The organism is Mycobacterium sp. Panama NTM2 (assembly GCF_054355555.1).
Genome location: NZ_CM135953.1, coordinates 1,523,199 through 1,548,695, shown reverse-complemented (window position 1 = coordinate 1,548,695; position 25,497 = coordinate 1,523,199). Strand labels below are relative to the sequence as shown.

Here is a 25,497-nt window from a genome sequence, read left to right as displayed (position 1 = left end):
CCCACTAATGAAGTGGCACAGCCCATCTCAATCGGGTGCCGCCACCGTCGGCGGGTCCGATCGTCAACGATCCGCCCGCATCCGCGGCGCGCTGGCCCAGGTTGGTCAACCCGGAGCCGGTGATCGAGCCGCTGATGCCCCGGCCGTTGTCGATCACCTCGATGACCAACTCGTCGTTGGCGGCGACGGTAATCGCCAGAGAGGTGGCATCCGCGTGGCGGACTGCATTGCTGACCGCTTCCCGAACCACCGCTTCGGCGTGGTCGGCGAGCCCTGCCTCGACCACCGACAGCGGTCCCGAATACTGCACGGTCGTCCGGATCTTCGGGGTTGCGAACTGCGCGATCGCTTCGTCGAGCCGCTGACGCAGGCGGGTGATGCCCGACTGGCCGCCGTGCAGATCGAAAATCGCGGTCCGGATCTCCTGGATCACCTGCTGCAGATCGTCGACGGACGCACTGAGCCGTTGCTGCACCTCGGCGCTTCGGGCCCGCGGGATGGTGCCCTGCAGGGCCAACCCGACGGCGAACAACCGCTGGATCACGTGATCGTGCAGATCGCGGGCGATCCGGTCGCGGTCGGAGATGACGTCGAGTTCGCGCAGCCGGCGCTGCGTGGTCGCCAGCTGCCACGCCAGCGCCGCCTGATCCACGAACGCGGCCATCATGTCCAGTTCACCGGCGTTGAATGCGAAAACTCCGGCAGGCCGCAGCGCGATCAGGACGCCGGCGACGGTGTCGGTGGCACGCAGCGGCACGACCAGCGCGGGCCCGTCGGCGACGCATCCGGGCGCCAATTCCAGCACGTCGAATCGGTCCGGCCGCTGCTCGGCGAACACCGCGCCGATGTCGGTGCCTGCCACCGGAATCGACGCCAGGTCTGTTCCGGGACCGGTTCCGCTGGTGGCCGCGACGATGAGCTCGTCGACCTCACCGACCGGCTCGTCGAGGTCGGCCCGCACCGCGACGATCGACGCCACGGCGCCGCTGAGCGCTCGGCACTCCTCGGCCATCAGGCGAAAGACCGCGGCGGGATCGGTGCCGCCCAACAGTTCGGTGCCGATGTCGCGGGTGGCCTCGATCCAGGACTGGCGGATCTTGGACTGCTCGTAGAGGCGGGCGTTGTCGATCGCGATGCCGGCCGCCGCCGCGAGCGCCTGCACGAGAACCTCGTCGTCCTCGCTGAACGGCTGCCCGTCGGCCTTCTCGGTGAGGTACAGGTTGCCGAACACCTCGTCCCGGATGCGGACCGGGACACCGAGGAACGTGCGCATCGGCGGATGATTCGCCGGAAACCCGACCGAGGCAGCGTGGTGGCTGATGTTGTCCAACCGGATGGGCTTGGGATCGTCGAGCAGCACGCCGAGCACACCCCGACCCTCGGGTAGGTGGCCGATCAGTTCGCGGGCTTCCTCGTCGATGCCCTGGTAGATGAATTCCAGCAGTTCGTGGTCGTCGCCGCGCACCCCCAGCGCGCCGTAGCGGGCGTCGACGAGGTCGATCGCGGTGTGCACGATCGTCTTGAGCGTTTCGTCGAGTTCGAGGCCGGAGGTCACCACGAGCATCGCCTCGACCAGCCCGTCGAGCCGATCACGACCCTCCACGATCTGCTCGACGCGTTCCTGGACCTCGATCAGCAGTTCCCGCAGACGAAGCTGGGAGAGGGTGTCGCGAAGCGGCCGCCCCCCCGGGTCTCCCTTCGCGCCACCGGCAGAACTCACGTCATCATTTTGTCACTGTTTGTCGTTGAGATCAGCGGTCTTCTCCACCGAAAGCAAAATGCCGGCCGGTCACGTTCAGCGGTCTGATGCGCACGTAATGAGATTTGTTCGGCTCCGTCCACGGACGCAGGTTGGCTGCCTCGGCTTCGGCGATCTCCTCGTCGGTGCGCAGCGACCGGGCGCTTCCCTTGACGATCACGCTCCACCCGTCGGTGACGGTGTGATCGTCGGCCTCGAACAGCACCGAGCTGTTGATCGCGGCGCTCACCAACTTGGTGCCGTCGGCGGTGCGGAACAGGATCGTCCGATTCTGCACGGCGTAGTTCACCGGGAAGATCGACGGTTCGCCGTCGACGCTGGTGACCAGGCGCCCGAGCGAGACGCTCGCCAACCGATCCCAGCATTCCGACGCGGCGAGCACCGACACGGGCGCGGTCTTGTGAGCCATAGCTGACACTAGCTCCGCAGCGGGAGCGCTCTATGCGGTCCAAAGTCACCCAAACGTGTGACTGCGAGCCCTCGCCCACCTCGGGCAAGCGGCCCACGATGACGGCATGGATGTGGCGGTGATCGACACCGCAGGCTTGGAGCAGCTGGTGTCCGTGCTGAAGGACCTCGGCTATCGCGTGGTGGGACCGACCGTGTCCGGCAGCGCCATCGTGCTCGACGAGCTCGACAGCGCCGACGAACTTCCCGTCGGGTGGGGCGTGGACGTGGCGCCGGGCCGGTACCGAATGCGCAGACGCGACGACGACGCGGCGTTCGGCCATTCCGCCGGGCCAGGGTCGTGGAAGCAGTTCCTGCACCCGCCCCGACAGAAAGTCTGGTCGAGCGAGACCGAGCCAGATGCCGAGCCTGCTGACGAGGCGCCGCGGTACGCGTTCCTCGGCGTCCGCGCGTGCGATCTCGCATCGATGGCGATCCTCGGCGGCGTGCTCGGCGCCGGCGCCCACGTCGACCGTCACTTCACCGGCCGCCTCGGGCGGGCCTTCATCGTCGCGGTCAACTGCACCGAACCCGGCGGGTTGTGCTTCTGCGCGTCGATGGGCACCGGCCCCGCCGTCGGGCCCGGGTACGACCTGGCGCTCACCGAACGCACGGATTCCGACGGTCGCCGCTACGTCGTCGACGTGGGCAGTCCAGCCGGCGCCGATGTGCTGGGCCGGCTGGCTCACCGCAACGCGGACCCCGACGAGATCGACAGCGCCCGCGCCGAGGTGGCCGACGCGGCCGGACACATGGGCCGTCAGATGCCTGACGGTGACCTCCGGTCGCTACTCGTCGACTCACGGGAATCGGCGCAGTGGGACGAGGTGGCCTCGCGCTGTCTCACCTGCGGCAACTGCACGATGGTGTGTCCGACGTGTTTTTGCACCAGCGTCGAGGACGTCACCGATCTCACCGGCACCCACGCCGAGCGGTGGATGTCGTGGTCGTCGTGCTTCGAGTTCGAGTTCACGTTCATCCACGAGGGCAGTACCCGGCAGTCGGGCTCCTCCCGCTATCGACACTGGCTGACACACAAGCTCGGCACCTGGCACGACCAATTCGGCACCTCGGGATGCGTCGGGTGCGGGCGGTGTATCGCCTGGTGCCCCACGGGAATCGACATCACGGAAGAAATGGCGACGCTGCACGCGCAGGCCGACGATGCCTGACGCCTCGATCTCGACCTCCCCGTCCGGCGTGATCTCGGCCATGGCGCCGGTGCGCTACCGGGTGCTCGATCGTGTCGCCGAGAACCGCGACACGGCGACACTTCGCCTGTCCCCCGTCGGCGACGCGCTCCCCGCCCCGGCTCCCGGTCAGTTCAATATGATGTACGCCTTCGGCGTCGGTGAGGTCGCCATCTCGGTCAGCGGTGTACCCGAACGCGGCGATCACACCATCACCCACACGATCCGCGCTGTCGGCGCGGTGAGCCGGAAACTCCACGATGCCGACCCGGGGTCGGTGGTGGGGTTGCGCGGCCCGTTCGGGACCGCGTGGGACGTGCATGACGCAGCGGATCGCGATCTCGTGATCGTCGCGGGCGGTGTGGGATTGGCACCGCTGCGCCCGGTCGTGCTCGCTGCCCTGCGCGCCCGCGAGCGCTTCGGTCGCGTCACCCTGATCGCCGGTGCGCGCGCACGCGCGGACTTCTTGTTCGCCGCCGAGCTCGACTCATGGCGCCGGCGGTCCGAGATCGACGTCCACCTCACCGTCGACGTGCCGGTGCAGGGCTGGCCGGGGGAGGTCGGCTTCGTCACCGAACCGCTGCGCAGGCTACCGCTGCGCCCTGCGATCACCACCGCATTCCTGTGCGGGCCGGAGGTCATGATGCGCAACGGTGCGGCCGAACTGACCCGGAAGGGCATGCGAAGCAGCGATATTCGCGTCTCCCTCGAACGCAACATGGCCTGCGGTATCGGCTGGTGCGGGCACTGCCAACTCGGGCCGCTGCTGCTGTGCCGTGACGGTGCCGTCGTCGGCTACGACATCGCGGAGCCACTACTGAGGATCGGGGAGCTGTAGATGACCGCGCCGACCCTGGCCGTGTGGAAGTTCGCGTCGTGCGACGGGTGCCAGCTGAGCCTGCTCGATTGCGAAGATGACCTGCTGACCCTGGCGGGTCAGGTGCAGATCGCCACTTTCCTCGAGGCGTCCAGCGCGATCATGGCGGGCCCGTACGACGTGTCGCTGGTCGAAGGTTCGATCACCACCGCCGCCGACCGACGGCGGATCGTCGAGATCCGTTCGCAGTCCGGCGTTCTGGTGACCATCGGGGCATGTGCTACCGGGGGCGGGATCCAGGCGCTGCGCAACTTCGCCGACATCGACGAGTTCACGTCCGTGGTCTACGCACGACCGGAGTACATCGACACCCTGGCCACCTCGACGCCGGCGTCGGACCACGTGCCGGTCGACTACCAGCTGCAGGGGTGTCCGATCGATCGCGGGCAACTGCTCGAGACGCTGGCCGCGCTGCTGGTCGGCCGTAAGCCGCGGTTGCCCGCCAAGACGGTGTGCACCGAGTGCAAAGCACGCGGAGTGACGTGTGTGGTCGTCGCCGACGGGACGCCCTGTCTCGGTCCGGTCACCCACGCCGGTTGTGGCGCGCTGTGTCCGTCCTTCTCGCGGGGCTGCTACGGCTGCTTCGGTCCGGCGGCCACCCCCAACACCGCCGCGCTGATTCCGCTGCTGCACCGCGACGGCATGTCCTCCGGTGACGTCGAGCGGGTGTTCACCACCTTCAACGCGCCGCGTTTCGCCGCGCAGCGGAGCGAGGAATGAGCGGGCCGCGCGAATGCGAGACCCGCACGCTCACCGTGGGCGCGCTGACGCGCGTGGAAGGCGAAGGGGCGCTGAATGTCACGATGGTCGACGGTGTGGTCGAGCACGTCGAACTCAGCATCTACGAGGCACCGCGGTTCTTCGAGGCACTGCTGCGCGGGCGGTCCTACACCGAACCGCCCGACATCACCGCCCGGGTGTGCGGCATCTGCCCGGTCGCCTATCAGATCAGCGCATGCAACGCGATCGAAAGCGCCTGCGGCGTCACGATCGATCCGCAACTGGCAGCGCTGCGCCGCCTACTGTACTGCGGCGAATGGATTCACAGCCATGCGCTGCACATGTTCCTTCTGCACCTGCCGGATTTCCTGGGCTACCCCGACGTGGTCACGATGGCCGTCGACCACCGGGAGTTGGTGGAGCGCGGTCTGGCGCTGAAAAAGGCCGGCAACCAGGTGATGGAGCAGATCGGCGGGCGGGCGATCCATCCGGTGAACGTGAAGCTCGGCGGGTTCTATGCGACTCCCCCGGCGGCGCAATTGCGGCCGCTGGGACAGACGCTGCGCCGGGCGCTCGACGACGCGATGCACACCCTGGGCAGGCTCAGCGCTCTGGAGTTCCCCGACATGGAGGTCGATCACGAGTTCGTCGCGCTGACCCATCACGATCACTATCCGATCGAGAACGGAACCATCGCCCGCAGCGCGGGAGACCCCTTCGTCGTCGACGAATTCAGCGACCACGTCGTCGAATCCCAGGTGCCGCACTCCACCGCACTGCAGGCGACACTGGACGGTGGCCGCTACCTCACCGGTCCCCTGGCCCGCTACTCACTGAATTCAGCACAGCTGTCTCCCGTGGCGAAGCAGGCGGCCGCCGAGGCCGGGCTCTCGGCGGCATGTCGTAATCCGTTCCGCAGCATTCTGGTTCGCGCGGTCGAGGTGGTGTACGCGATCGACGAAGCGCTGCGCATCATCGAGACGTACGAACCACCCGCGCGGCCGTCGGTCGAGGTTCCGGTGCGGGCAGGCGTCGGTCACGGTGTCAGCGAAGCGCCACGCGGACTGCTCTACCACCGGTACGAGATCGACGACGACGGACTGGTGCGCGCGGCGACGATGGTGCCGCCGACGGCGCAGAATCAGGCCGCGATAGAGCACGAGATGGCTCTGCTGATCACCGCGAATCCGACGCTCGACGACGCTGCGCTGACCGCGTTGTGCGAGCGGGCGATCCGCAACCACGACCCGTGCATCTCGTGCTCGGCGCACTTCCTGACATTGCACATCCGAAGGCGATGAGCGCTGCCGTGGTCGGGATCGGTAACGGGTTCCGGCGTGACGACGGAGTCGGGCCGGTCGTGGCCGCCGCCGTGGCGCGCCTCGAGATGTCGGGCGTCAGAGTCGCTGTCGCGCAGGATGATCCGGCGGCGATCCTCGACGCCATCGGGGACGTCACGTTGGCGGTCATCGTCGACGCCGCCGCCGGCGACGGCGCGGTCCCCGGCCGAATCCGGCGCTGGCTACCCCCGCAGCGACCGCCGACCGCAGTGAGTTCGCACGGTGTGGACCTGGCCGCGGTGCTCGCGCTGGGCCGGGTACTGGGGCGTGCGCCGGCGCACACGGTGGTGTTCACCGTCGATGCCGCCGACGTCGGCCACGGCTGTGGCTTGAGCGCTGCGGTGGCCGACGCGGTTCCGCGGGTCGTCGGCGCAGTGATCTACGAAATAGAGAGGCGCGACATCGAGAGGGATGCACGGGACTTCTAGCCCCCGATCTTCTGGACCGCGTTACCCGCCGCCCCCTCAGCCGACCGCGGCGGCCAGCGTCTGCACCGCGGATTCGATCCCGGCGGCGAGTTGGTCGACGTCGGCCGCCGCGTCGTAATCTCCGAGAATTCCGAAGACCAACTCGTCGGCGTAGGTGAGGATCGCCACCCCGGTGCGCAATCGCATCGCGATCGGAGGGATGGGGATCACGCGAATGATGCTGCGGCCCAGTATCGTCATCCGCTCCCGGGGTCCGGGGACGTTGGTCGCCACGGTGACGATTCCGCGTTGCGGCAGCCGGGTGAACGCCCGCACCGCCCACGCCGTGAGCGGGAACGGCATCACGTTCGACAGTGCGACGAAGACGCCGCCCGCCTCCCGCTGCCCACTGCCCTTGGCGCGGGAGAGCCGCCGGTGCACCGTGTGCAACTGCTCGACCGGGTCCGCTGTGTCGGCGGGCAATGCCGGCAGCATCAGCGACACCCGGTTGTCGGTGCGGGCCGAGGCGTCGTTCGAGCGGATCGAGACCGGCACCAGGGTGCGCAGCGATGTCCGCTTGGGCGTTTCCCCTCGTCGCTCCAGCGCCGCGCGGTAGCTGCTGGTGATCGCGGCGAGTGCGACGTCGTTCACGGTCACACCGTACGAATCACAAATGCGGGCAACGTCGCTCAAGGGGACGACGCCGAAACTGAAGCGCCGCATCGACGACACCGGGCCGTTGAGAGACGACGTCTGCGCGGGCCTGATGATGCCGCTGGTCACCTCGACGGCACCGCCGACGGCCAGCGCGGAGATCCGGGTCGCGGAGATCGCCGCCCGGCCCATACCGCGCACCCAGCGCACAGGATTCAATCCCCACTGTGCAAGAGGCGACTCGTTCTCCTTCGATTGCCGGGCGGCACGGATCTCGGTGTCGTAGCCGGGCCTCTGCTGGGAGTCGACGAGCCGGGAGAACAGGTGCATGGTGGCGATGCCGTCGGCGATGCAGTGGTGGATCTTGATCAGCATCGCCCACTTGCCGTCGGCCAGACCCTCGATGATCCAGCATTCCCACAGTGGTCGGTCTCGGTCGAGCCGACGTCCCATGACGTCACCGACGAACTGGTCGAGCGCGTCCTCGTCGCCGGGACTGGGCAGGGCAGCGCGCCGAATATGGTGAGAGAGCTCGAAATTCGGGTCATCCGCCCACTCCGGCGGGCCCAGATCGAGCAGATGGGTGTGCAACACCTGCCGGAACCGGGGGATGTCGGCGATCCGGTCGGCGATCCCGTCGACGAGCGCGTCGACGTCGGGCATGGGACCTTCGAGGATGGACAGGCCCCCCACTGCGAGACTGACGTGACGGTCGGAGTCTTCGGCTTCCAGGAAACCGGCGTCCAGATTGGTCAGATGCTCCACCCTCTCACTCTCGGGCCAGTGTGCGCACCGGCAGAAGGGGACGATGTCCCCTGCCCCCGGGACCAACCTCACTACCGGTGCTCGGGCATCGTCGCGATCACGCAGTGTTGTTCGTGCGTCCGCCGTTGTCCGTCAGGCGGCGCAGATCGCGGTCCCAGTCGGCGTGGCGGCGTCGGTCGAGCCGCATCCGCAGGACCGCCCACCCTCCGAGTGCGCTGCCGGCGAGCGTGAACCACACCGCCGCTGCTGCGATCACGGCCTGCACGGCCGCATCCCGGTCGGTCATCGGGGCCGCCCGACGATTGCCCGCAGCATCGACCCAGATCGTCAGGTGCTCGCCGGCGGTCATTTTCGCCGTACGCACCTCGTCGGTATGGGCGATGCCGTCGACCTGCCACCGGATCGGTGTGAGATACGGGTTGTCGTACACCTGCGCCGTGACGCGGCTGTCGCCGGTGACGATCGCCTCGACGGGCCGCCGCTCGGCACGCTGCGCGGCAAAGGACTGGGAGAATTGTTCCTGGACAGAGGTTCTCACCGAATCGGCGGGTGACAGAGCGAACAGCGCTGCGGCGATGACGACCAACAGACCGATGGCCTCGACGCGGTCACTGAACCGAACCAGCGGGTGGTGGCCCGACAGCCGGCTGAGCCAGACGCTGAACGCGGTCGCTGCGGGATGCGGGTTGGGGCGCACGATGACTCCGCGGCCACTATCCGACTCGCGCGTGGTCGGACCAGCTGACGACCTGGTGCAGCGGGCGACGCGGCGTCGGGGGAAGCGCATCGGCGTTGGCCGGTGCCCACCCGACGCGCAACACCATCTGCGCGTAGCCGCTGGAGCCGAACACGTCCTGCGCCACCGCGGCCCGTAGGTCGGGGAATTCAAGGGGACCGGTGATGGGACAGCTCGCGAGTCCCGCCACCGTCGCAGTGAGGAGCACCAGGCTGGTCGCCTCCCCGGCGCGGAGTCGGGACAGCCGGTCGTCGGCGACGGTGCCCAACGCGATGACCGCGCCGTTGTCCTGTGCGGGTTCGGCGTCGGCCGGTTGCTGCAGTGCCGCCCCGGCGAACACGCGAGCCGGAATCACCGCGCGCGGGTCGGGGTCGGGTGTGCTACGGGCAGGCACGCCGGCGGTGGACCCGTACCGGCCGCTCCAGGTGGTCAATTCGGCCACGTAGCCGGGATCGGTGTTGTGACGCCCCTCCGCTTCCATGACGCGACGCCTCAGAGTGGTCAGCTCGTCGAATTGGCGGAGCATGACGCCTGAGCGGGCGGCCCGAGCTCCCATCATCGCGATCGCGGCGCCGGGCACCGGCCGGCTGCTGTAGTTGCGTCGATCGGTACGGCGCCGCGGGATGGCGGCCGCCAGCGCGATGTCCGCTTCGATGGGCCGATATCGATGGAGCTCGACAGTGGCGAGGTGATCGGGCTGCGCATCGTCGGGGAACCTGCGGATCTTCGCCTGCCAGCCCACCGCGGCCAACGCGATCTGCGCGTGGTTGAGCGCTGCGCCGCAGCTGAGAATGAGGTCGCGGGAGTCGGGATCGGTATGGGGCAGCGCCAGATCGGGATTCGCGTACAGGTCGACGCTGCGCTCCCCCACCTGCCACAGCCACGGCTGCGAATTGTGGACCGACGGAGCCTGCACGGCTTGCGCCAGCGCCCACCGCAGAATGGCGGAATTGGGCAGCTGCGAGGTCATCTGTGTCCATCCTCATCAATTCGGCGGAGTCGTCCGCTCACAGGATGTCGTCTCGAGGGGATTGATGTAGAGGGTCTAAAGACCTACAGCGGAGGGACCTGCGGGCTCACCTGCGGGATCGGCTGGACCGCCGGGGTGATCAACCCGTACTGCCCGTCGTACCGGCGGTAGAGCACGCAGGCACGACCGGTTTCGGCGTCGATGTAGAACAGGAACGGCAGTCCCAGCAGGCTCAGGCGTTCCCGTGCGTCCTGTTCACGCAGACACGAAAGCGGATGGGGGCTGACGGTCACGGGTTCCTCGAACGGTGCCAGCTGATCGCGCACCGACGGTGACACCAGCGCGAGCCGGTGGCGGCCGTCGTCGGTGCGATACAGCAGACCGACGGTTCCCGATCCGATCTCGGTGAACAGGTGGAACCGGTAGTCGAGGAGCTCCATCTCGTCGATGGCGTCGTCGACGGTGCAGGGCGTCATCGCATAGGTTTTGCGACGGCTGATCCGCACCCGGCCGACAGCCGGCGTGGCGTCGGGCGGTGGCTGAACCGCTCGGTGTTCTCGACGCCACGCAGGCACCCCGGCGCGTCGATCACCCCGTCGTAGCGCGAAGTGTTCGAGCTGTCGGCGCAATTTGGCCTGGAGGAGATCGACCGCCTCTCGTGCGGTGACCGCGTGCACCTGGGCGCGCACCAGCCGGCCGCCGACGATCAGATTGGCCTGGGCGACGACCGGCGCGTCGACTGCGGGGTCGTGGTGGCGGCTCAGCCGCACGCGGGCGGACAGGACGCGCCGGTGCGACACTCGACCGAGCTCGCCGATCTTCGTGCGCGCGTAGTCGGCGGCACCGGGCAGATCGCCGCGGACGGTGACATCGACGTCGATGGTCGGGGAAGTCGTGACCTTCTGGCTCATATGTCCTTGCTACGTTGCTGCCCGGCCGTCGTTAAGGGCCGGAAGTCCCGTTGTTCGTCGGACGGTCACCCTGGGTGCGCGACGCCCAGCGCGCGGGCGGCCGCGGTGGCCACGGCACCGGCCAATCGGGAGATCGGCGGGCTGCCGGGGGTGTGCACGGCGTTGGACAGGACCACCACGTAGCTGTCCGAGCCGGGGTCGATCCACAGCGAGGTCCCGGTGAAACCGGTGTGCCCGAAACTGCCGACCGGAAAGACCGTGCCGCGCGACCCGGAGTATCCGGTGTCGATGTCCCACCCGAGCCCGCGCACGCCGCGCGAGGCGCCGGAAGCGCTCGGCCGATTCGGCGCCGTCATGGTCTGCAGAGTCGATCGTCGGAGCGGGAAAGCGCTGGGGCGCCCCGCGAGGCGGTCCAGCAGCGCCTGGGCGAAGCGCCCGACGTCGGCCGCCGTGGAAAACACGCCGGCGTGTCCGGCCACCCCACCCATGCGGCGCGACGTGGGGTCGTCGACGATGCCCCGCATCATCGAACCGAAGTGCGGATTGGTCGATGGCCGACCCTCCGTGTCGAGGCGTGTGGGAGCGACGCGACTCAGCAGCGTGTGGTTGCGCGCCACCGGACCGGTCGAGGGCAGGTACCGCGTCTCTGTCATTCCCAACGGCACGAACACGTTTCGCCGCGCATAGACGTCCTCCGGTTCGCCGGTCACGGCCTCGACGAGCGCACCGAGGAGCTCGAAATTGATGTCCGAGTAGCGGAACACCGCGCCGGGAGGCATCTCCAGCGGCGCGCTCAGTGCCCGTCTCATCCCTTCGGCCCGGTCCGTGTGGGCGAGTCCCCACGGGTCGTCGAGGTTCACGTCGCCGGGCAGACCCGAGGTGTGGGTGAGCAGGGTCCGGACGGTGACGGCGGCGCGGTGCGGGTCGTGCGCTGGGTTGAACGCCGGGAGGTACGTTTGCACGGGGTCGTCGAGGCGCACCTTCCCCTGCTCGTACAGCTGCATGACGGCTGTGGCGGTGGCCAGGACCTTGGTCAACGACGCGACGTCGAACACGGTGTCCTCCGTCATGGGTTCCGCGGGGGTGGCGAATCCGTCGACGCCCGGTTCACCCGCGGGTTTGCGCACACCGTAAGCCCGCAGTAGCGCGACCTGCCCGTCATGGCCGACCATCACCACCGCCCCGGGCAGGTGGCGCGCGGCGATCGCCGACGACATCAGCGCCGAGACCGCCGGCAGGTCCGCCTGCGGCGCCGAGTACCCGTATGCGGGCGCAGCGTGTGCCCGGGGTATCGCGACCGAGGTGTCCACGCCCAGCGGAGACGGTGCGGCAAGCATGACGACCACGCCGATCACCAGACCTGCGATCGGCAGGGACCGCCGTCGCGCGGCGGCCAGGACGCAGGAGGGCACCCACCGAGGGTGCCAATGCCGGTGCGCCCAGGCAAGGCGCCGGGTCAGACGGTCGGATCGCCTGGGTCGTGCGACGCCGTGTCGACGGTGATGACCTCCGCCAGGCCGCTGACTCGTAGGGTCGTCAGCAACAGCGGCGCGGCGACGATGAGGGCGATGTCGTCGGCGGCGGCGTACAGCGCGTTGATCGCGGCGCTGTCCAGGTAGCCGACGGCGGCGAGGTCGACGACCAATGCGGTGCCCGATCTCGTGGCGTCGGCGGCGGCGTCGGTCAGGGCCTGCCTGAAGGCGCCGATGTTGCTGAGGTCGATCTCACCCGCCGCGACCAGGCGGCGGTGCCTCGTGTCGACGACGACGTCGAAGGAGAACTGTGTGGGCATCAGAGGATCCTCGCCGAAAGTGCAACGGTGGTTCCCGCCTCACAGTGGTCGACGGTGATGTCGTCCATCAGCAGGCGCATCAGCGCGACCCCGCGGCCGCGCATCGGATCGGGCTCGGCATCGGGGATCTTCCAGGCGCCGGTATCGGTGATCGTTACGCGAATCCGATCTGCGGATGCGGCCGCGCGCAGTACGACGGTCCCGCCGGGGTGGTCGCGGTGACCATGCTCGATGGCGTTGGCGACCGCTTCGCCGGTGGCGACGAGAATGTCGACGGTCTGCTGGGGACTGACGCCGGCGCTGTGCAGCCAGTCGCGCAACGCTGTGCGGGCGGGCGCCAGCTGATCGGCGTGCGCGGGGAACGAGAGCTCCAGCGGCGCGGTGGGCCGGTACAGAAGCAGCACGACGTCGTCGTGGTATCCCTCGTCGGGTGCGAGGCCGGACATGACGGTGTCCACCAGCTCGTCGAGCGCGGTGCCGCGGTGCTCGCCGACCATGTCCAGGGCGCGGGCGAGACCGTCGTCCAGCGTCGCCCCCCGCCGCTCGACCAGGCCGTCGGTGTAGAGCATCAGCGTGGCCCCCGCGGGCACGACGACACGTGCTTCGGGACGCGGCCAGCCGGTGCGGACGCCCAGCGCGATCGTGTGACCGCCGTCCAGTACGTCGATCGATCCGTCGGCCAGAACCAGCGCCGGCGGCGGATGACCGGCGCTGGAGTACACCAGTTCCCCCGACGCCGTGTCGAGGATCGCGCACACGGCGGTCGTACACTGCGCCCCGGGCAGGCGCGCCGCGAACCGATCGAGTCGCGACAATGCCGCGGCCGGACTGGGGTTGTCGAAAAGCAATGCGCGACAGGCACTTCGCACCTGCCCCATGATGGTGGCGGCGGTCAGCCCGTGGCCCACGCAGTCACCGACGATCAGTGCGACATGGTTGTCGTCGAGGTCGACGACGTCGAACCAGTCCCCGCCCACCTGGAGCGGCCGGCTCGCCGCCTGGTAACGCACGGCGAACCCGGGCGGCAGACGGGCCGGGCCGAGGATCGCGTGCTGGAGTGCCAGAGCGGTTTCGCGCTGCTGATCCACCTGGTGCACGCGGTGCAATCCCTGGCTCAACCGGCCCGCCAGCACTGTCAAAAGGGTTTGGTCTTCCAAGGTGAACGCCCGCGCTCCGGCCAACTCGATACGGACCACGAGCACTCCGTCGGGGTGGCCGATCGCGACCGCCGCCACGCCCGCCTCCGGCATCACGGGCGTGAGCAGCTCGCCGCCGCGGACCTCACGCAGTTGGTCGCGTGCCTGTGTCGACAGATCCGGCCACTGTGTCGGCTCGGTGCAGGTGACCACCCGGGGTTCGGTGTCGGCCCGGTCGGGAAAGATCACCGCCATCACTCGTCTGGCCCGCCACAGCCTGCGTAGTTCGTCGACCGCTGCCCGCAGGGCGTCGTCGACCGTTTCGGCCTGTGCCAGTTCACGGTTGAGTGCGTGCTCTCGGCTGGCGGCCAGCGCGAGGGCGATCGCGGCGTGCCGGGCGAAATCGCTGACCAACTCGAGATAATCGTTGCCGAAGGGGGGTTGATGCGGGCGCCGGGCGACCGCGATCACACCGAGCACCGTGTCGTCGGCGATCAGCGGCATCACGATCGCCGAGCGCTCCCCCACGTCGGTGAAACCCTCGATCGGATACTGGAACGAGTCGGTGATGAGCGGCAGTCCCCGCCTCGCGACGCCTCCGGTGGTCGACCCGTCCATCGGGACCTGACGGCCGATCACCTCGGCGGCATACCGCCCCGCCGTGGCGGCGACGACCAGCGTTGCGACGTCGTCGGCGGGAAGGTCCGGTTCACGGGGAACCAGCAGGATGGCCTGCTCGGCGTCGGCGAGCTCCAGGGCAAGGTCCACGATCAACCGCAACGGTCCGGTCCGTGGGTCGCCGGACAGAAGCGCGGTGGTGATCTCGCGACTGGCCTTCGTCCATTTCGCCGCTTCGCGTTCCCGTTCGAAGAGCCGGGCGTTGTCGATCGCGGACGCCGCCGCGGTGGCCATCGCCCGTACCGCGGCGTCTTGGAGGTCGGAGAACGTCCGCCCCGGCTCATCGTGGAGCAGATACAGCGTGCCGAAGTGTCTCTCGCGCACCATGATCGGTACCGCCAACAACGCGCGCAACGGCTCGGCCGAGATGCGCAGATCGAGATAGCGGTTCCGCCCGGTGAGGTCGTCGAGCCGCAGTCCGTCGCCGACGGACAGCAGGGCGAGGCGTCGAAGCACATCCTGATGAGCGCCCTCGTCGATTCCCGCGCAGACGAACGTCGGCGTGCTGCCGTCCCCGTCGCGAATACCGAGCACCCCGTAGCGCGCGCCGCTGAGCTCGACGGCTGCATCGACGATGCGCCGGAGCGTGACGCCGAGGTTCAGATCAGAACCGATCCCGACGATCACGCGCACCAGTTGCGTGGCATCGTCGCGCGCGGCGACGAGTTCTCGCCTGGTGCTCACCGGTCACCGCTCCCTGAACTGCGACGTCATCGGGCCAACCGTACCCAGTGGACGCGAGGGGAAACCCGCTGGACACGGTTCATCCCCGGAAGGCCCCGTGCGCAGTATGTTCACTCCCATGTCGATCGAGTTGGCCACCGCGCTGCGCATGGTCGCCGCTGCCCACGCCGAAGCCGAACGGCACGCCGTTCTCGTCTCGGCCGCGGTGGTGGACGCCGGCGGGCACCTCATCGCCTTCGGCCGCATGGACGGTGCCGAAATAGCCGGGCCCACGCTGGCGGTGGACAAGGCGTTCACCGCCGTGGCCAACCGCATCTCCACCTCCGAACTCGCGAGCCTCGCCGCGCCGGGGGGCGAACTGTTCGGAATCCATGCCGCAGCCGGTGGCCGCTTCGTCATCTTCGGCGGCGGGGTTCCGGTCACCGTCGACGGAGTCGTGGTGGGTGGCGTCGGCGTCAGCGGTGCGACTGCGGCACAGGACGATGCGTGCGCGCAGGCTGCCCTGACCTGCCTGCCGTGAGAAGTGAGTAGATCTTCTCCACCTCGTCGGCACTGAACTCCGACGTCCCCGGCGTCTGCAGTTTCGCTGCGGCAGCTGCGATCCCGAACCGAACCGCCGCGGGTAGATCCCAGGATCGTGTCAGTCCCACCACGATGCCGGTGACCATCGCGTCGCCTGCGCCGACGCCGCTGACACCGAGTACTTCGACGGCGGGAAAGCTCTCGGTCAGGTGGGGCGTGACCAGCAGAGCGCCCTCGGCCCCGAGTGACACCACCACCGCGTCGGCGACTCCTCGGTCGACGAGTTCGCGGGCGGCTGCCCGCTGCTCCGCCTCGGTGTCCAGAGAACGTCCGACGCACTCACGGAGCTCCCGCAGGCTGGGTTTGAGCAGATGGACCCCGGAGCTGACATGGGCGAGTCCGCCCCCCGAGGTGTCGAGGATCAGTGCAGCATCGGTTTCCGCGCAGATGTCGGAGACCCGTTGGTAGAAGTCCGGTGCCACGCCCGGCGGCAGGCTTCCCGATGCCACCACGTAGTCCGCTGAGGTCGCGGCGTCCCGTACCGCGTTCAGGCACAGAATCTGCTCATCGGGGGTCAGGAATGGACCCGGTAGGACGAATCGATACTGTGCGCCGGTCGCGCCCTCGTTGACGGTGAAGCTCTCCCGAGTCGCACCGAGAATGGGGACAGGGGTCGCCGCCACTCCCGTGGCCTCGACGATGTCGACGATCCGAGCACCGGTGAACCCGCCGGCGGTGAAGATCGCCGCGACGTCGGCACCGAGCACGTGAGCGAAGCGCGCCACGTTGATGCCGCCGCCGCCGGCATCGTAACGGGCTGCGCGGCAACGGACTTTGTCAGTGGGACGCACGGTGTCGGCATCGACGGCAACATCGAGCGCAGAGTTCATCGTCAGTGTGACGACGCGCGAACCGCTCATAGCCCGGACGGGTAGGTCTCGGGTGTCTCACCGGCGACCCACACACTGGTCATCTCAGCGGCTCCGGAAGACGTGGTGCGGTTGTTCCCTGTGCGCCTCGCGGGTAGCGGTCATCCACCGAATCTAGACAGCGCGGTCCCCGGTGATCTGCGGACGAAAGTCCTCACTTTCCCGGCCCGTTGGGCACGGGCGTCAGCGGCTGAAGTGGACGGTCCCACCGGCGACGAGGGTCTGCTCGGCGCCGCGACATTCGACCACCACGGGTGAGACGTCGCCCGGTTCGGCGCTGAGTGTGGCGCTGCGTCCGCGCACGCTCAACCGAAGGCGGTGCCCGCGATATCTGAACGGAAAAGCCAAGTCACCCAGCGATTCCGGCCACAGCGGTCCGACCACGACGCGGTCTCGGCGCAGTTCTAGACCGGTGAAGCACCGCTGCAGCAGATCGATGGTGCCCGCCATGGCGGCGAGGTGGATCCCCTCGGCTGTGGTGCCCCCCTGGATGTCGACGACGTCGGAGTCCAGCACTTGCCTGAAGTACGTCATCGCCTCGGCGCGATCACCGCGGGCGGTCACCCATGAGTGCACGACCGCGCTCAGCGTCGAACCGTGCGACGTGCGCGCCCGGTAGTAGTCGATCGTCGCCGGAATCTGATCGGGGGTGAAGGAGTAGCCGAGCCGCTCGAACAACTCGTACAGTTCGTCGGCCGACAGGAGATAGAACAGCATCAACGTGTCCGCTTGCTTGGCCGCCCGGTAGTTGTTGACGCTGTCGTTCTCGGCATCGAGGATCCGATCCAGTCGCTGCAGATTCCCGTACCGGGCCCGGTAGGCGTCCCAATCGAGTTCGCGCAGCGTCTCGTACCCTTCGAACTGACTGATGACACCGTCATGGAACGGGACGAACATCCGGCGGCTGACGTCTTCCCATCGCACGAGTTCGTCATCTCCGATGTCCAACGTCTCCAACAACGTCAGCCGATAGGACAACGGCAACCGGTCCAGTGTCTCGAGCGCTCGCAGGATCACCCAGACGGCCATGACATTGGTGTAGGCGTTGTTGTCGATCCCGTCGTAATCCGCTCCCGGATAACCGGAATGGAACTCGTCGGGGCCGATGACGCCGGTGACGACGTAGCGGCCGCGGGTGCTGTCGAACCTGGCCAGGCTGACCCAGAACCGGGCGATCTCGGCGAGCATCTCCGCGCCGTAATCGATCAGAAATCCTGAGTCACCGGTCACCTGGTAGTACTGCCAGATGTTGTAGGCGACAGCGATGCCGACATGATGTGCGCGACTACTGGCATCCGGATTCCACCGACCCGAACGCGGGTTGAGATGGACGCGCGGGCTTTCCTCGCACCCGCTGCTACCCGACTGCCAGGGGTACATGGCGCCGGTGTATCCGCGTTCGCGCGCGGCCAGTCGCGCCTCGGGCAGTCGCCGATACCGATACATCAACAGGGAACGCGTGACCTCGGGCATGCGCACATTCGTGACGGGGAAGACGAACAACTCGTCCCAGAAGACATGACCACGGTATGCCTCACCGTGTAGGCCGCGCGCCGGCACACCGACGTCGAGGTCCGCGGTATGGCTGGACAACGTCTGCAACACATGGAGCTGATGCAGGCGCGCGGTCCGCAGCATGTCGACGTCACCGCTGACCTCGATGTTGCAGTACTCCCACAGCTGGGCCCAGGCCAGTTGATGCCGGTGGTGGAGGTCGGCGAAGCTGCCGGCCCGCTGGATCTCGCGGACGGCCGCCTCCACGGGCTCCGAGACCCCGTGGTCGCGGCCGGTGAACACACAGGCGGTCTTCTCCAGGACCGTCTCCTCCCCCGCGGCCACCTCCACCGACAGGTGATGGCCGACGCGGTCGCCGCCGACGATCGGCATCCGCCGGACTTCGCGCTCCCCGGGCAACCGTCCGACGCACCGCGCCACATCACGGACGGAGATCGCAACGCGAATGCGCGACTGCGTCGTCTCCGCAGTCAGCAGCACCGTGTCGTCGGACAGCTCCCGCATGTCGGTGACGGTGATGTGGCGTGACGACAGTTGGCGATAACGCTCCACCCCGGTGTTGGCTACACCCCCGTCCACGGTCGACCGGACTTCGAGCAGGCCGGACCAGTCCACGGGACGGATGACGGTCTGCATGGCGGCCACATGCGGCTGTTCCATGGAAACGAAGCGACGTTGTGTGATCTCTGTCGTCCGTCCCGCGTCGTCGCAGACAGTGAATTCGCGCACCAGCGTGGCTCTGCGCAGATCGAACGTCACGCGATAGGACGCGGGCGGGCAGCGGTCGAGGTCCAGCCACGCTGCGCCGTCGATGCGATAGGTGACCGGAAGCCAACTGGGGAGGTTGACCACACTCTCGTTGGTCACGGGGGCGCCGTCTACCGTGTCCGCGAGACGGTTGAACAGGCCGGCGACGTAGTGCCCGGGGTAGTGAAAGGGCCCGGCGTCGGCCTCAGGTGCGGCGCCGCGCACGCCGACGTACCCGTTGCCCGTCGTACACAACGCCTCTCGCAATCGTTCCTCGGCCGGCCGGTAACCGTCGAACACCAGGCTCCAGGAGTCACCGGCACTCGCTTCGTCGTCGGTCAGTCGATCGGCCAGGCGGGACAGAAAGGTGCAGACGGCGTCCGGGTCGGCGAGACAGAACCTGGCCGACGACCGTCGCGTGTCATCGGCACCCTGCCGGACGGCGATACCGATTCCCTTGTGTCGCAGCGTATCGAAAGCGTCCTCGTCGGTGCTGTCGTCGCCGATGTAGATGGGCAGGATCAGGTCCGGTCCGTCGATCTGGTCGAGGAGCCAGTCGACCGCCCGCCCCTTGTCCCAGTCGATGTCGAGACGGAGCTCGATCACTTTGCGGCCCTGCGAGATTCTCAAACCGCACGCACGCCCGATGTCGCGAACCGCGGCGATCACGGAGTTCACGCACCCGTCCGGGACGTGGCGGTAGTGCACAGCGAGCGCGAAGCCCTTATTCTCGATGGACACGCCCTGCACGCCACCGAGTCGTGCCGTCAGCTCGGGGACGACGGACGTCAGCGAGCGCAGCGCCTCGGTCGCACTTGGGTTGGTGTGAGAGACACCGTCGGCGGACGCCAGCTCGACACCGTGGTTGCCGCCGAACCACACACCCTTCAGGTCTACCCGCCGGCGCAGATCGTCGAGGCGGCGGCCACTCAGGAAGGCGACGGGGCAGCGCGATGCCAGGGCGGTGACGGCCTCGGCTGCGCGCGGGAGCAGAACCGCCGCAGCCGGATCACCGACGATCTCGGACACCGTGCCGTCGAAATCCAGGAGCACCACGGGGCGTCGCAACGCCACCAGGGAGGCGATGTGATCGAAAGACGCGAGGGCATCGGGCATTGTGGCGACGGAACCGAAACCACCCCTGATGTTGATGACGGTGATGTCGGGTACCACCGCATCGGCGTCGACGGTCAGGCGATGGCCGGCATCCCCGGCGCTGTCCACGGCGATCACGAGCCCGAAACCGGCCTCGTGCGCGGCGGCGACACCCGCCGGTGTCGGGTCCACGACGACGCACCGGTTCGGGGACAGCCCGAGATCCCGTGCCGCATCGAACGCCGGACCCTCACACACCGCAGCGAAGAGATCGCTCAACCCGGTCGAGGTGAGCTTCTGTGCACCGCCACCGGCGGTGCAGTACAGCGCGGCACTCACCCCGGCTGATTGCAGCTCGCGCACGAATCGGCTCACTCGGCGGTACATGTGACTGCTGCCCGGGGCCGAGAGCAGGCTGTCGAGCTCGATCAGCACCGCGTCGTGATCCCGCGGATCGACGAAGATCGGCCGTGTCACCGAGAAGGTCGTCGACAAGGTCATCGCCAGTCCCCGTTTCGTCGTGCGGCTCATGCCAGCAACCGGCGTCGAATGGAGAAAGAGGCCGAAGTCCCTTCCTGCGTGAGGTGGTGCCCAACGGCCCTGCCGATGAGGGACTTTGGTCGCGTCGCAAGCTGCCGTCAGCCGCTAGGGCGGCGCACTGCCAGGGCGCAGGCTCGTGCCATGACCGATGCAAGCGATGGTGCCCGCATTCGTGACCTCGGCAGGCTGTCGATCCGCGACGCCGAGGAGGCCGGCGGCAAGGGGGCCAATCTGGGAGAGATGATCGCGGCGGCGCTGCCGGTACCGCCGGGCTTCGTGCTGCTGCGCAGCTGCTACCGCGATTCGATGCGCGGTGGTGGCGTCGACACCGAGCTCGCCGCGCTTCATCGTGAGGCGCTGGCCGCCGTCGCCGACAGCGCGCGCCTGGACGACCTGTGCGAGCGGATGCAGGCGCTCGTGCACAAGGCCGGGGTCGACGCCATCCTGCGCGATGAAGTGGTGGCGGCCTATCACGGGCTCGGTTCGCAGGTACGGGTTGCGGTGCGGTCCTCGGCGACGGGTGAGGACGGTGCCGACGCCTCCTTCGCCGGCATGAACGCGACGATCACCAATGTCGCCGGCGATGTGGAGCTGCTCGACGCCGTGACGCGCTGTTGGGCCTCGCTGTTCAGCCCGCGGGTCGTCTCCTACCGGGCAAGCCGCGGCTTCACCGGCGATCCCGCCATGGCCGTCGTCGTGCAGCAGATGGTGGATTCCGAGAAGGCGGGGGTGGCGTTCACCGCAGACCCCAGCACCGGCGCACGGGACCGCGTGGTGATCGAGGCTGCCTTCGGGCTCGGCGAAGTCGTGGTGTCCGGGGAGGTCGAGCCGGACACCTACGTCGTCAGCAAGGACACACTCGCGCCACTCGACATTCGGCTCGGCCACCAGAACTTCCAGATCGTTCGCGGCCCCGACGGCACAGACGCCACCGTCGATCTCGACGAGGCACAGGCCGACGCCCGCGTCCTGACCGACGACGAGATCCGCACGATCGCGCGCATGGCGATCGCGATGGAAGATCACAGCGGCTGCCCCCAAGACACGGAATGGGCGATCAGCGGCGGCACGACGTATCTGGTTCAGGCTCGGCCCATCACGACGCTCGGGCTCACGGCACGGCCGGTCGAGGCCCACGGTTCCGTGCTCCTACGGGGCCTCGGCGCCGCCCCCGGTGTCGCGTCCGGAAAGGTGCGGGTGTTGACCTCACCCGAGGACGGCGATCAGCTCGAGCCGGGCGAGGTCCTCGTCGCCCCGATGACCAATCCGGACTGGTTGCCCACGATCCGCCGGGCCGTCGCCCTCGTCACCGATTCCGGGGGGATGACCTGCCACGCCGCCATCGTGGCCCGGGAGTTGGGCGTCCCCTGCATCGTCGGCGCGCGCACCGCGACGAGTGTCCTGCGCGACGGCGAGGCCGTGACCGTCGACGGCGCCCGCGGCGAGGTGCTCTCCGGACGCGCCGCCACCGTCGTCGCTCGCCCGCGTCCTATCGCCGACCTAGCGGCCGCGCCGGACGTCACCGCGACCCGCATCTACGTCAATCTCGCTATGCCCGATTCCGCGGACACGGTGGCGGCCCAGCCGGTGGACGGAGTCGGCCTGTTGCGGGCGGAGTTCATGCTGACCGATGCGCTGGGTGGCCGCCACCCGCGCGATCTGATCGCCCGCGGCGAGCAACAGAGCTTGGTCACGCACATGGTGTCGTCGGTCGGGCGGATCGCGCGGGCGTTCGCTCCCCGGCCCGTCGTCTACCGTGCGACGGACTTCCGCACCAACGAGTTCCGCAGCCTCACCGGTGGATCCGCCTACGAGCCCGTCGAGCACAATCCGATGATCGGGTACCGCGGCTGCTACCGATATGTCAAGGAACCCGACCTGTTCGCTCTCGAACTCGAGGCACTGGCCCGCGTGCGGGAGCAGACGCCGAACGTGGCGTTGATGATCCCGTTCGTCCGTACCCGGTGGGAACTCGAGGAATGCCTGGAGCTGGTGGACGCGAGCCCGCTGGGTAAGCAGCGCGGTCTGCACCGCTGGGTGATGGCCGAGGTGCCCTCGGTGGTTCACTGGCTACCCGAGTACATCGGTATGGGCATCGACGGCGTCTCGATCGGAAGCAACGATCTGACACAGTTGCTCCTGGGTGTCGATCGGGACTCCGACACCTGCGCCGAGCTGTTCGACGAGACCGATCCCGCGGTGCTGCACGCCATCCGCCGAATCATCGCCATCGCCAACAAGTTCGGCATCACCTCCTCGCTGTGCGGGCAAGCTCCGTCCGCCAATCCCGCCTTCGCCGAACATCTCGTCCGCTACGGCATCACGTCAGTGTCGGTGAATCCGGATTCCGTGGAGGCGACGCGGCGCGTCGTCGCCGCCGCCGAGCGTCGCGTGCTCCTCGACGCCGCGCGATGACGGCTCCCCCCTCCGCACCGGCACAGACTCGGGACACGATCGCCGGGGCGACGCCGACCGAGGCACTTTCCATGTTGGGCACCTCGGTGCGCGGGTTGTCGGCATCGGAGGCCCACGTCCGCCGCGCTCGAACGGGGCCCAACGTGGTGCGCACCCATCACGTGAGCGCGTTCGCCGTCCTGCGCCGCCAGTTCGCGAATGCAGTGCTCGGTTTGCTGGCTGCGACCGCTGCGCTCTCCTACTTTCTCGGCGACGCCGCACAGGCCACCATCATCGGAGCGATTCTCGCGCTCAGCGTCGGGTTGGGCTTCGCCAACGAGTACCGCGCCGAACAAGCCTCTGCAGCGCTGCATTCCGCCATGCGGCACTCCACCGTGGCGGTGAGAGACGGCCACGACGTGCGCATCGACGTCGCAGAGTTGGTGCCCGGGGACGTCATCCGTCTCGAGCTCGGCGAGTTGGTCCCCGCCGACGCGCGCCTCATCGACGTCACTGACTTCGAGTGCAACGAGAGCATCCTGACAGGCGAGTCCACCCCGGTCGAGAAGACGGCCGAGGCCATGCCACCGGGTGCACCGAACTCGACCAACCTGGCGTTCATGGGCGCGGTCGTCAGCGCCGGTCAGGCCACCGCCGTGGTGTTCGCAACGGGAGCGGACGCCGAATTCGGGCGGATAGCAGTGGGATTGGGTGAGCGTCAGCCCGAAACCGCCTTTCAGGTCGGTCTGCGCCGATTCTCCTACCTGCTTCTGCGCGTCGCGCTCACACTCACCGTGGTCATCGTGATCACCAATCTCCTGCTGGGCCGCCCCGTGATCGATTCGGCTCTGTTCGGGCTGGCCATCGCCGTCGGGATCACCCCGCAGTTGCTTCCCGCCATCGTCAGCACCAGCCTGGCCACCGGCTCGCGCCGCCTGGCGGCGGCGAAGGTGTTGGTCAAGAGGCTGGTCTGCATCGAAGACCTGGGCGACATCGACATCCTCGTCACCGACAAGACCGGGACCCTCACCGAGGGACGGGTGGACTTCGTCGACGCCGTCGCCCCTTCGGGCACGCACTCGGACAGAGTCGTCGAACTCGCCTTGATGGCAACTGATCTCGATCCGTCGACCGGTGGTGTCAGCGCCAACGACCTCGATGCAGCATTGTGGTCGGGTCGGCCTTCCCTGCCGGATGTCACCAGGTTGGCATACCTGCCGTTCGATCACACCAGCCGGGCCGCGTCCGCACTCGTCCAGGCGAAGGGTGAACGGATGCTCGTGGTCAAAGGGGCACCGGAACAGGTGATCGCGCGGTGCGACGGCGTCGGTGCACACGCCCGTCAGACACTCGCCGCGCTGTTCGAGGACGGCAGGCGCGTCGTCGCGGTGGCGTCCAGGCCTGACGCGGAAGCCACCACGATCACAGCCGATGACGACACCGCGCTCACGCTGGAGGGCTTCGTCGTCTTCGCCGACAATCCCAAGGCGGCGGCGCGCGAATCGCTGGATCGACTGGCCGCACTCGGCATCGAGGTCAAGGTCGCCACCGGCGACAACCCGCGTGTCGCCGAAAAGGTCTGCACGGAGCTGGCATTGGCGTCGAAGGGCACGCTGCTCGGAGCCGACCTCGCGCACATGACCGAAGCCGACCTTAACGCCGCTGTGCGTGAGCACACGGTCTTCGCACGTGTCTCACCCGTTCAGAAGGCCCGCATCGTGTCGGCGCTGAGGAGCTCCGGGCGCTCGGTTGGCTTCATGGGTGACGGTGTCAACGACGCGCTCGCACTGCATTCTGCGGATGTCGGCATCTCGGTGGACACCGCCACCGATGTCGCCAAGGACGCCGCCGACGTGGTGCTCCTCGAGAAAGACCTGGGCGTGCTGGCCGACGGGGTGGCCGAAGGACGGCGGATCTTCGCCAACACGATCAAGTACGTGCTGATGGGCACGTCGAGCAATTTCGGCAACATGTTCAGCGCGGCAGCCGCGTCCGCGGTGCTGCCGTTCCTGCCGATGCTGCCCAGCCAGATCCTGCTCAACAATCTGCTCTACGACGCATCGCAGCTCGCCATCCCCGCCGACCGGGTGGACGACGAGCAGTTGCGCGCACCCTCGCATTGGAACATCGCGTTCATCCGTCGCTTCATGCTGACCTTCGGTCCCGTCAGTTCACTGTTCGACTTCCTCACCTTCGGGCTGCTGCTCGGCGTCCTGCACGCCGGACCCGTCGAGTTCCGCACCGGATGGTTCGTGGAGTCGCTGGCCACGCAAACGCTGATCATCGTTGCGATCCGCACGAGAAGGGTGCCATTCCTTCGGAGTAGGCCGGCAGCGGTGCTGATTGCCACCACGAGCGCGGCGATCGCCACGGGTGTTCTCCTCACCCTGTCGCCCGTTGCCACCAGCCTGGGTTTCACACCGCTTCCCTGGCAGTTCTTCGCCGCACTGACGGCGTTGACCGCGGCCTACCTGGTGCTGGTGGATGTCACGAAGACGATGTTCTACGCCGAGCCGTCCCGGTCGGCGGCTGGGTCGCACCGCACCCGCGGGCGCACCCATCGGGTGCATCGACGTGCCTCCCGGTTCAGCCAGGCGGACAAGCTCCCCCGCCGCCTCCCCCTGCAGCAGTGTCCAACTGCCCTGACCAACCCGGGTACAGCCGCCCTGACCTGTTCGTAGAACGGAGA

General features: G+C 68.3%; 19 protein-coding genes. 8 read left to right on the top strand and 11 right to left on the bottom strand.

Features of this window, described 5'->3' with window-relative positions; genetic code table 11:
* Nucleotides 1–4: 4 nt before the first annotated feature.
* Both ACXYX3_RS07400 and ACXYX3_RS07395 read right to left on the bottom strand, forming a co-directional pair.
* Nucleotides 5–1,720, bottom strand: a complete 1,716-nt coding sequence (locus ACXYX3_RS07400) for a sensor histidine kinase (protein ID WP_458611064.1) — start codon at nt 1,718–1,720, stop codon at nt 5–7.
* A gap of 31 nt (nt 1,721–1,751) precedes the next feature.
* Nucleotides 1,752–2,168 carry a pyridoxamine 5'-phosphate oxidase family protein gene (locus ACXYX3_RS07395; RefSeq protein WP_458611062.1) on the bottom strand — a complete coding sequence of 139 codons (417 nt, stop codon included), beginning with the start codon at nt 2,166–2,168 and terminating at the stop codon, nt 1,752–1,754.
* Between the two features lie 106 nt (nt 2,169–2,274).
* Here ACXYX3_RS07395 and ACXYX3_RS07390 point away from each other — a divergent pair, with 106 nt between their 5' ends.
* The 5 genes from ACXYX3_RS07390 to ACXYX3_RS07370 are packed head-to-tail and all read left to right on the top strand — an operon-like array spanning nt 2,275 to nt 6,761.
* Nucleotides 2,275–3,378, top strand: a complete 1,104-nt coding sequence (locus tag ACXYX3_RS07390; RefSeq protein ID WP_458611060.1) for a 4Fe-4S dicluster domain-containing protein — start codon at nt 2,275–2,277, stop codon at nt 3,376–3,378.
* Entirely contained in the window at nt 3,371–4,234 is an 864-nt protein-coding gene (locus ACXYX3_RS07385) for an FAD/NAD(P)-binding protein (protein WP_458611058.1), read from the top strand. Before ACXYX3_RS07390 ends, ACXYX3_RS07385 begins: the two co-directional genes overlap by 8 nt.
* Entirely contained in the window at nt 4,235–4,993 is a 759-nt protein-coding gene (locus ACXYX3_RS07380) for an NADH-quinone oxidoreductase subunit B family protein (protein ID WP_241202807.1), read from the top strand.
* Nucleotides 4,990–6,294 carry a Ni/Fe hydrogenase subunit alpha gene (locus ACXYX3_RS07375; protein ID WP_458611055.1) on the top strand — a complete coding sequence of 435 codons (1,305 nt, stop codon included), beginning with the start codon at nt 4,990–4,992 and terminating at the stop codon, nt 6,292–6,294. The genes ACXYX3_RS07380 and ACXYX3_RS07375 overlap by 4 nt, the downstream gene beginning before the upstream one ends.
* Nucleotides 6,291–6,761 (top strand): hydrogenase maturation protease, encoded by a 471-nt coding sequence (locus tag ACXYX3_RS07370; protein ID WP_458611053.1) that lies wholly within the window; start codon nt 6,291–6,293, stop codon nt 6,759–6,761. Before ACXYX3_RS07375 ends, ACXYX3_RS07370 begins: the two co-directional genes overlap by 4 nt.
* Before the next feature lie 36 nt (nt 6,762–6,797).
* Here the strand turns inward: ACXYX3_RS07370 and ACXYX3_RS07365 are convergent, their stop codons facing one another.
* From ACXYX3_RS07365 to ACXYX3_RS07335, 7 genes are all read right to left on the bottom strand, one after another.
* Nucleotides 6,798–8,159 carry a WS/DGAT/MGAT family O-acyltransferase gene (locus ACXYX3_RS07365; protein ID WP_458611052.1) on the bottom strand — a complete coding sequence of 454 codons (1,362 nt, stop codon included), beginning with the start codon at nt 8,157–8,159 and terminating at the stop codon, nt 6,798–6,800.
* Nucleotides 8,160–8,256: 97 nt separating this feature from the next.
* Nucleotides 8,257–8,856 carry an Rv1733c family protein gene (locus ACXYX3_RS07360; protein WP_458611050.1) on the bottom strand — a complete coding sequence of 200 codons (600 nt, stop codon included), beginning with the start codon at nt 8,854–8,856 and terminating at the stop codon, nt 8,257–8,259.
* A gap of 16 nt (nt 8,857–8,872) precedes the next feature.
* Nucleotides 8,873–9,865: an Acg family FMN-binding oxidoreductase gene (locus ACXYX3_RS07355; protein WP_458611048.1), complete on the bottom strand. Its 993-nt coding sequence runs from the start codon at nt 9,863–9,865 to the stop codon at nt 8,873–8,875.
* Nucleotides 9,866–9,948: 83 nt separating this feature from the next.
* On the bottom strand, nt 9,949–10,776 hold the full coding sequence (locus ACXYX3_RS07350; RefSeq protein ID WP_458611046.1) for a ribosome hibernation promotion factor: 828 nt from the start codon (nt 10,774–10,776) through the stop codon (nt 9,949–9,951).
* A 65-nt stretch (nt 10,777–10,841) separates the two neighbouring features.
* Nucleotides 10,842–12,113 (bottom strand): serine hydrolase domain-containing protein, encoded by a 1,272-nt coding sequence (locus ACXYX3_RS07345; protein ID WP_458612006.1) that lies wholly within the window; start codon nt 12,111–12,113, stop codon nt 10,842–10,844.
* A 119-nt stretch (nt 12,114–12,232) separates the two neighbouring features.
* The gene (locus ACXYX3_RS07340) at nt 12,233–12,568 is read right to left on the bottom strand and encodes an STAS domain-containing protein (protein WP_241202814.1); all 336 of its coding nucleotides are present in this window, start codon (nt 12,566–12,568) and stop codon (nt 12,233–12,235) included.
* Nucleotides 12,568–15,066: a SpoIIE family protein phosphatase gene (locus tag ACXYX3_RS07335; RefSeq protein ID WP_458611044.1), complete on the bottom strand. Its 2,499-nt coding sequence runs from the start codon at nt 15,064–15,066 to the stop codon at nt 12,568–12,570. The genes ACXYX3_RS07340 and ACXYX3_RS07335 overlap by 1 nt, the downstream gene beginning before the upstream one ends.
* A 118-nt stretch (nt 15,067–15,184) precedes the next feature.
* Between ACXYX3_RS07335 and ACXYX3_RS07330 the strand changes: the two genes are divergently transcribed.
* The gene (locus tag ACXYX3_RS07330; RefSeq protein ID WP_458611042.1) at nt 15,185–15,586 is read left to right on the top strand and encodes a GlcG/HbpS family heme-binding protein; all 402 of its coding nucleotides are present in this window, start codon (nt 15,185–15,187) and stop codon (nt 15,584–15,586) included.
* Here ACXYX3_RS07330 and ACXYX3_RS07325 read toward each other — a convergent pair.
* Both ACXYX3_RS07325 and otsB read right to left on the bottom strand, forming a co-directional pair.
* Entirely contained in the window at nt 15,522–16,508 is a 987-nt protein-coding gene (locus ACXYX3_RS07325) for a 1-phosphofructokinase family hexose kinase (RefSeq protein WP_458611040.1), read from the bottom strand. The two genes, ACXYX3_RS07330 and ACXYX3_RS07325, sit on opposite strands and share 65 nt — an antisense overlap.
* Nucleotides 16,509–16,700: 192 nt before the next feature.
* A complete protein-coding gene (otsB, locus tag ACXYX3_RS07320) occupies nt 16,701–20,375 on the bottom strand; it encodes a trehalose-phosphatase (RefSeq protein WP_458611038.1) in 3,675 nt (1,224 codons plus the stop codon).
* 180 nt (nt 20,376–20,555) lie between these two features.
* Here otsB and ppsA point away from each other — a divergent pair, with 180 nt between their 5' ends.
* Complete coding sequence (ppsA, locus tag ACXYX3_RS07315; protein WP_458611036.1) at nt 20,556–22,829, top strand: phosphoenolpyruvate synthase; 2,274 nt, start codon at nt 20,556–20,558, stop codon at nt 22,827–22,829.
* Entirely contained in the window at nt 22,826–25,489 is a 2,664-nt protein-coding gene (gene mgtA, locus ACXYX3_RS07310; RefSeq protein ID WP_458611034.1) for a magnesium-translocating P-type ATPase, read from the top strand. Before ppsA ends, mgtA begins: the two co-directional genes overlap by 4 nt.
* The last annotated feature ends 8 nt before the right edge of the window (nt 25,490–25,497 follow it).

Bases quoted from the DNA above. Each gene is read 5' to 3' on its own strand.
- ACXYX3_RS07395 (WP_458611062.1), bottom strand. From the start codon at position 2,168: ATGGCTCACAAGACCGCGCCCGTGTCGGTGCTCGCCGCGTCGGAATGC.
- ACXYX3_RS07390 (WP_458611060.1), top strand. From the start codon at position 2,275: ATGGATGTGGCGGTGATCGACACCGCAGGCTTGGAGCAGCTGGTGTCC.
- ACXYX3_RS07385 (WP_458611058.1), top strand. From the start codon at position 3,371: ATGCCTGACGCCTCGATCTCGACCTCCCCGTCCGGCGTGATCTCGGCC.
- ACXYX3_RS07380 (WP_241202807.1), top strand. From the start codon at position 4,235: ATGACCGCGCCGACCCTGGCCGTGTGGAAGTTCGCGTCGTGCGACGGG.
- ACXYX3_RS07375 (WP_458611055.1), top strand. From the start codon at position 4,990: ATGAGCGGGCCGCGCGAATGCGAGACCCGCACGCTCACCGTGGGCGCG.
- ACXYX3_RS07370 (WP_458611053.1), top strand. From the start codon at position 6,291: ATGAGCGCTGCCGTGGTCGGGATCGGTAACGGGTTCCGGCGTGACGAC.
- ACXYX3_RS07355 (WP_458611048.1), bottom strand. From the start codon at position 9,865: ATGACCTCGCAGCTGCCCAATTCCGCCATTCTGCGGTGGGCGCTGGCG.
- ACXYX3_RS07350 (WP_458611046.1), bottom strand. From the start codon at position 10,776: ATGAGCCAGAAGGTCACGACTTCCCCGACCATCGACGTCGATGTCACC.
- ACXYX3_RS07345 (WP_458612006.1), bottom strand. From the start codon at position 12,113: ATGCTTGCCGCACCGTCTCCGCTGGGCGTGGACACCTCGGTCGCGATA.
- ACXYX3_RS07340 (WP_241202814.1), bottom strand. From the start codon at position 12,568: ATGCCCACACAGTTCTCCTTCGACGTCGTCGTCGACACGAGGCACCGC.
- ACXYX3_RS07330 (WP_458611042.1), top strand. From the start codon at position 15,185: ATGTCGATCGAGTTGGCCACCGCGCTGCGCATGGTCGCCGCTGCCCAC.
- ACXYX3_RS07325 (WP_458611040.1), bottom strand. From the start codon at position 16,508: ATGAGCGGTTCGCGCGTCGTCACACTGACGATGAACTCTGCGCTCGAT.
- otsB (WP_458611038.1), bottom strand. From the start codon at position 20,375: ATGACCTTGTCGACGACCTTCTCGGTGACACGGCCGATCTTCGTCGAT.
- ppsA (WP_458611036.1), top strand. From the start codon at position 20,556: ATGACCGATGCAAGCGATGGTGCCCGCATTCGTGACCTCGGCAGGCTG.
- mgtA (WP_458611034.1), top strand. From the start codon at position 22,826: ATGACGGCTCCCCCCTCCGCACCGGCACAGACTCGGGACACGATCGCC.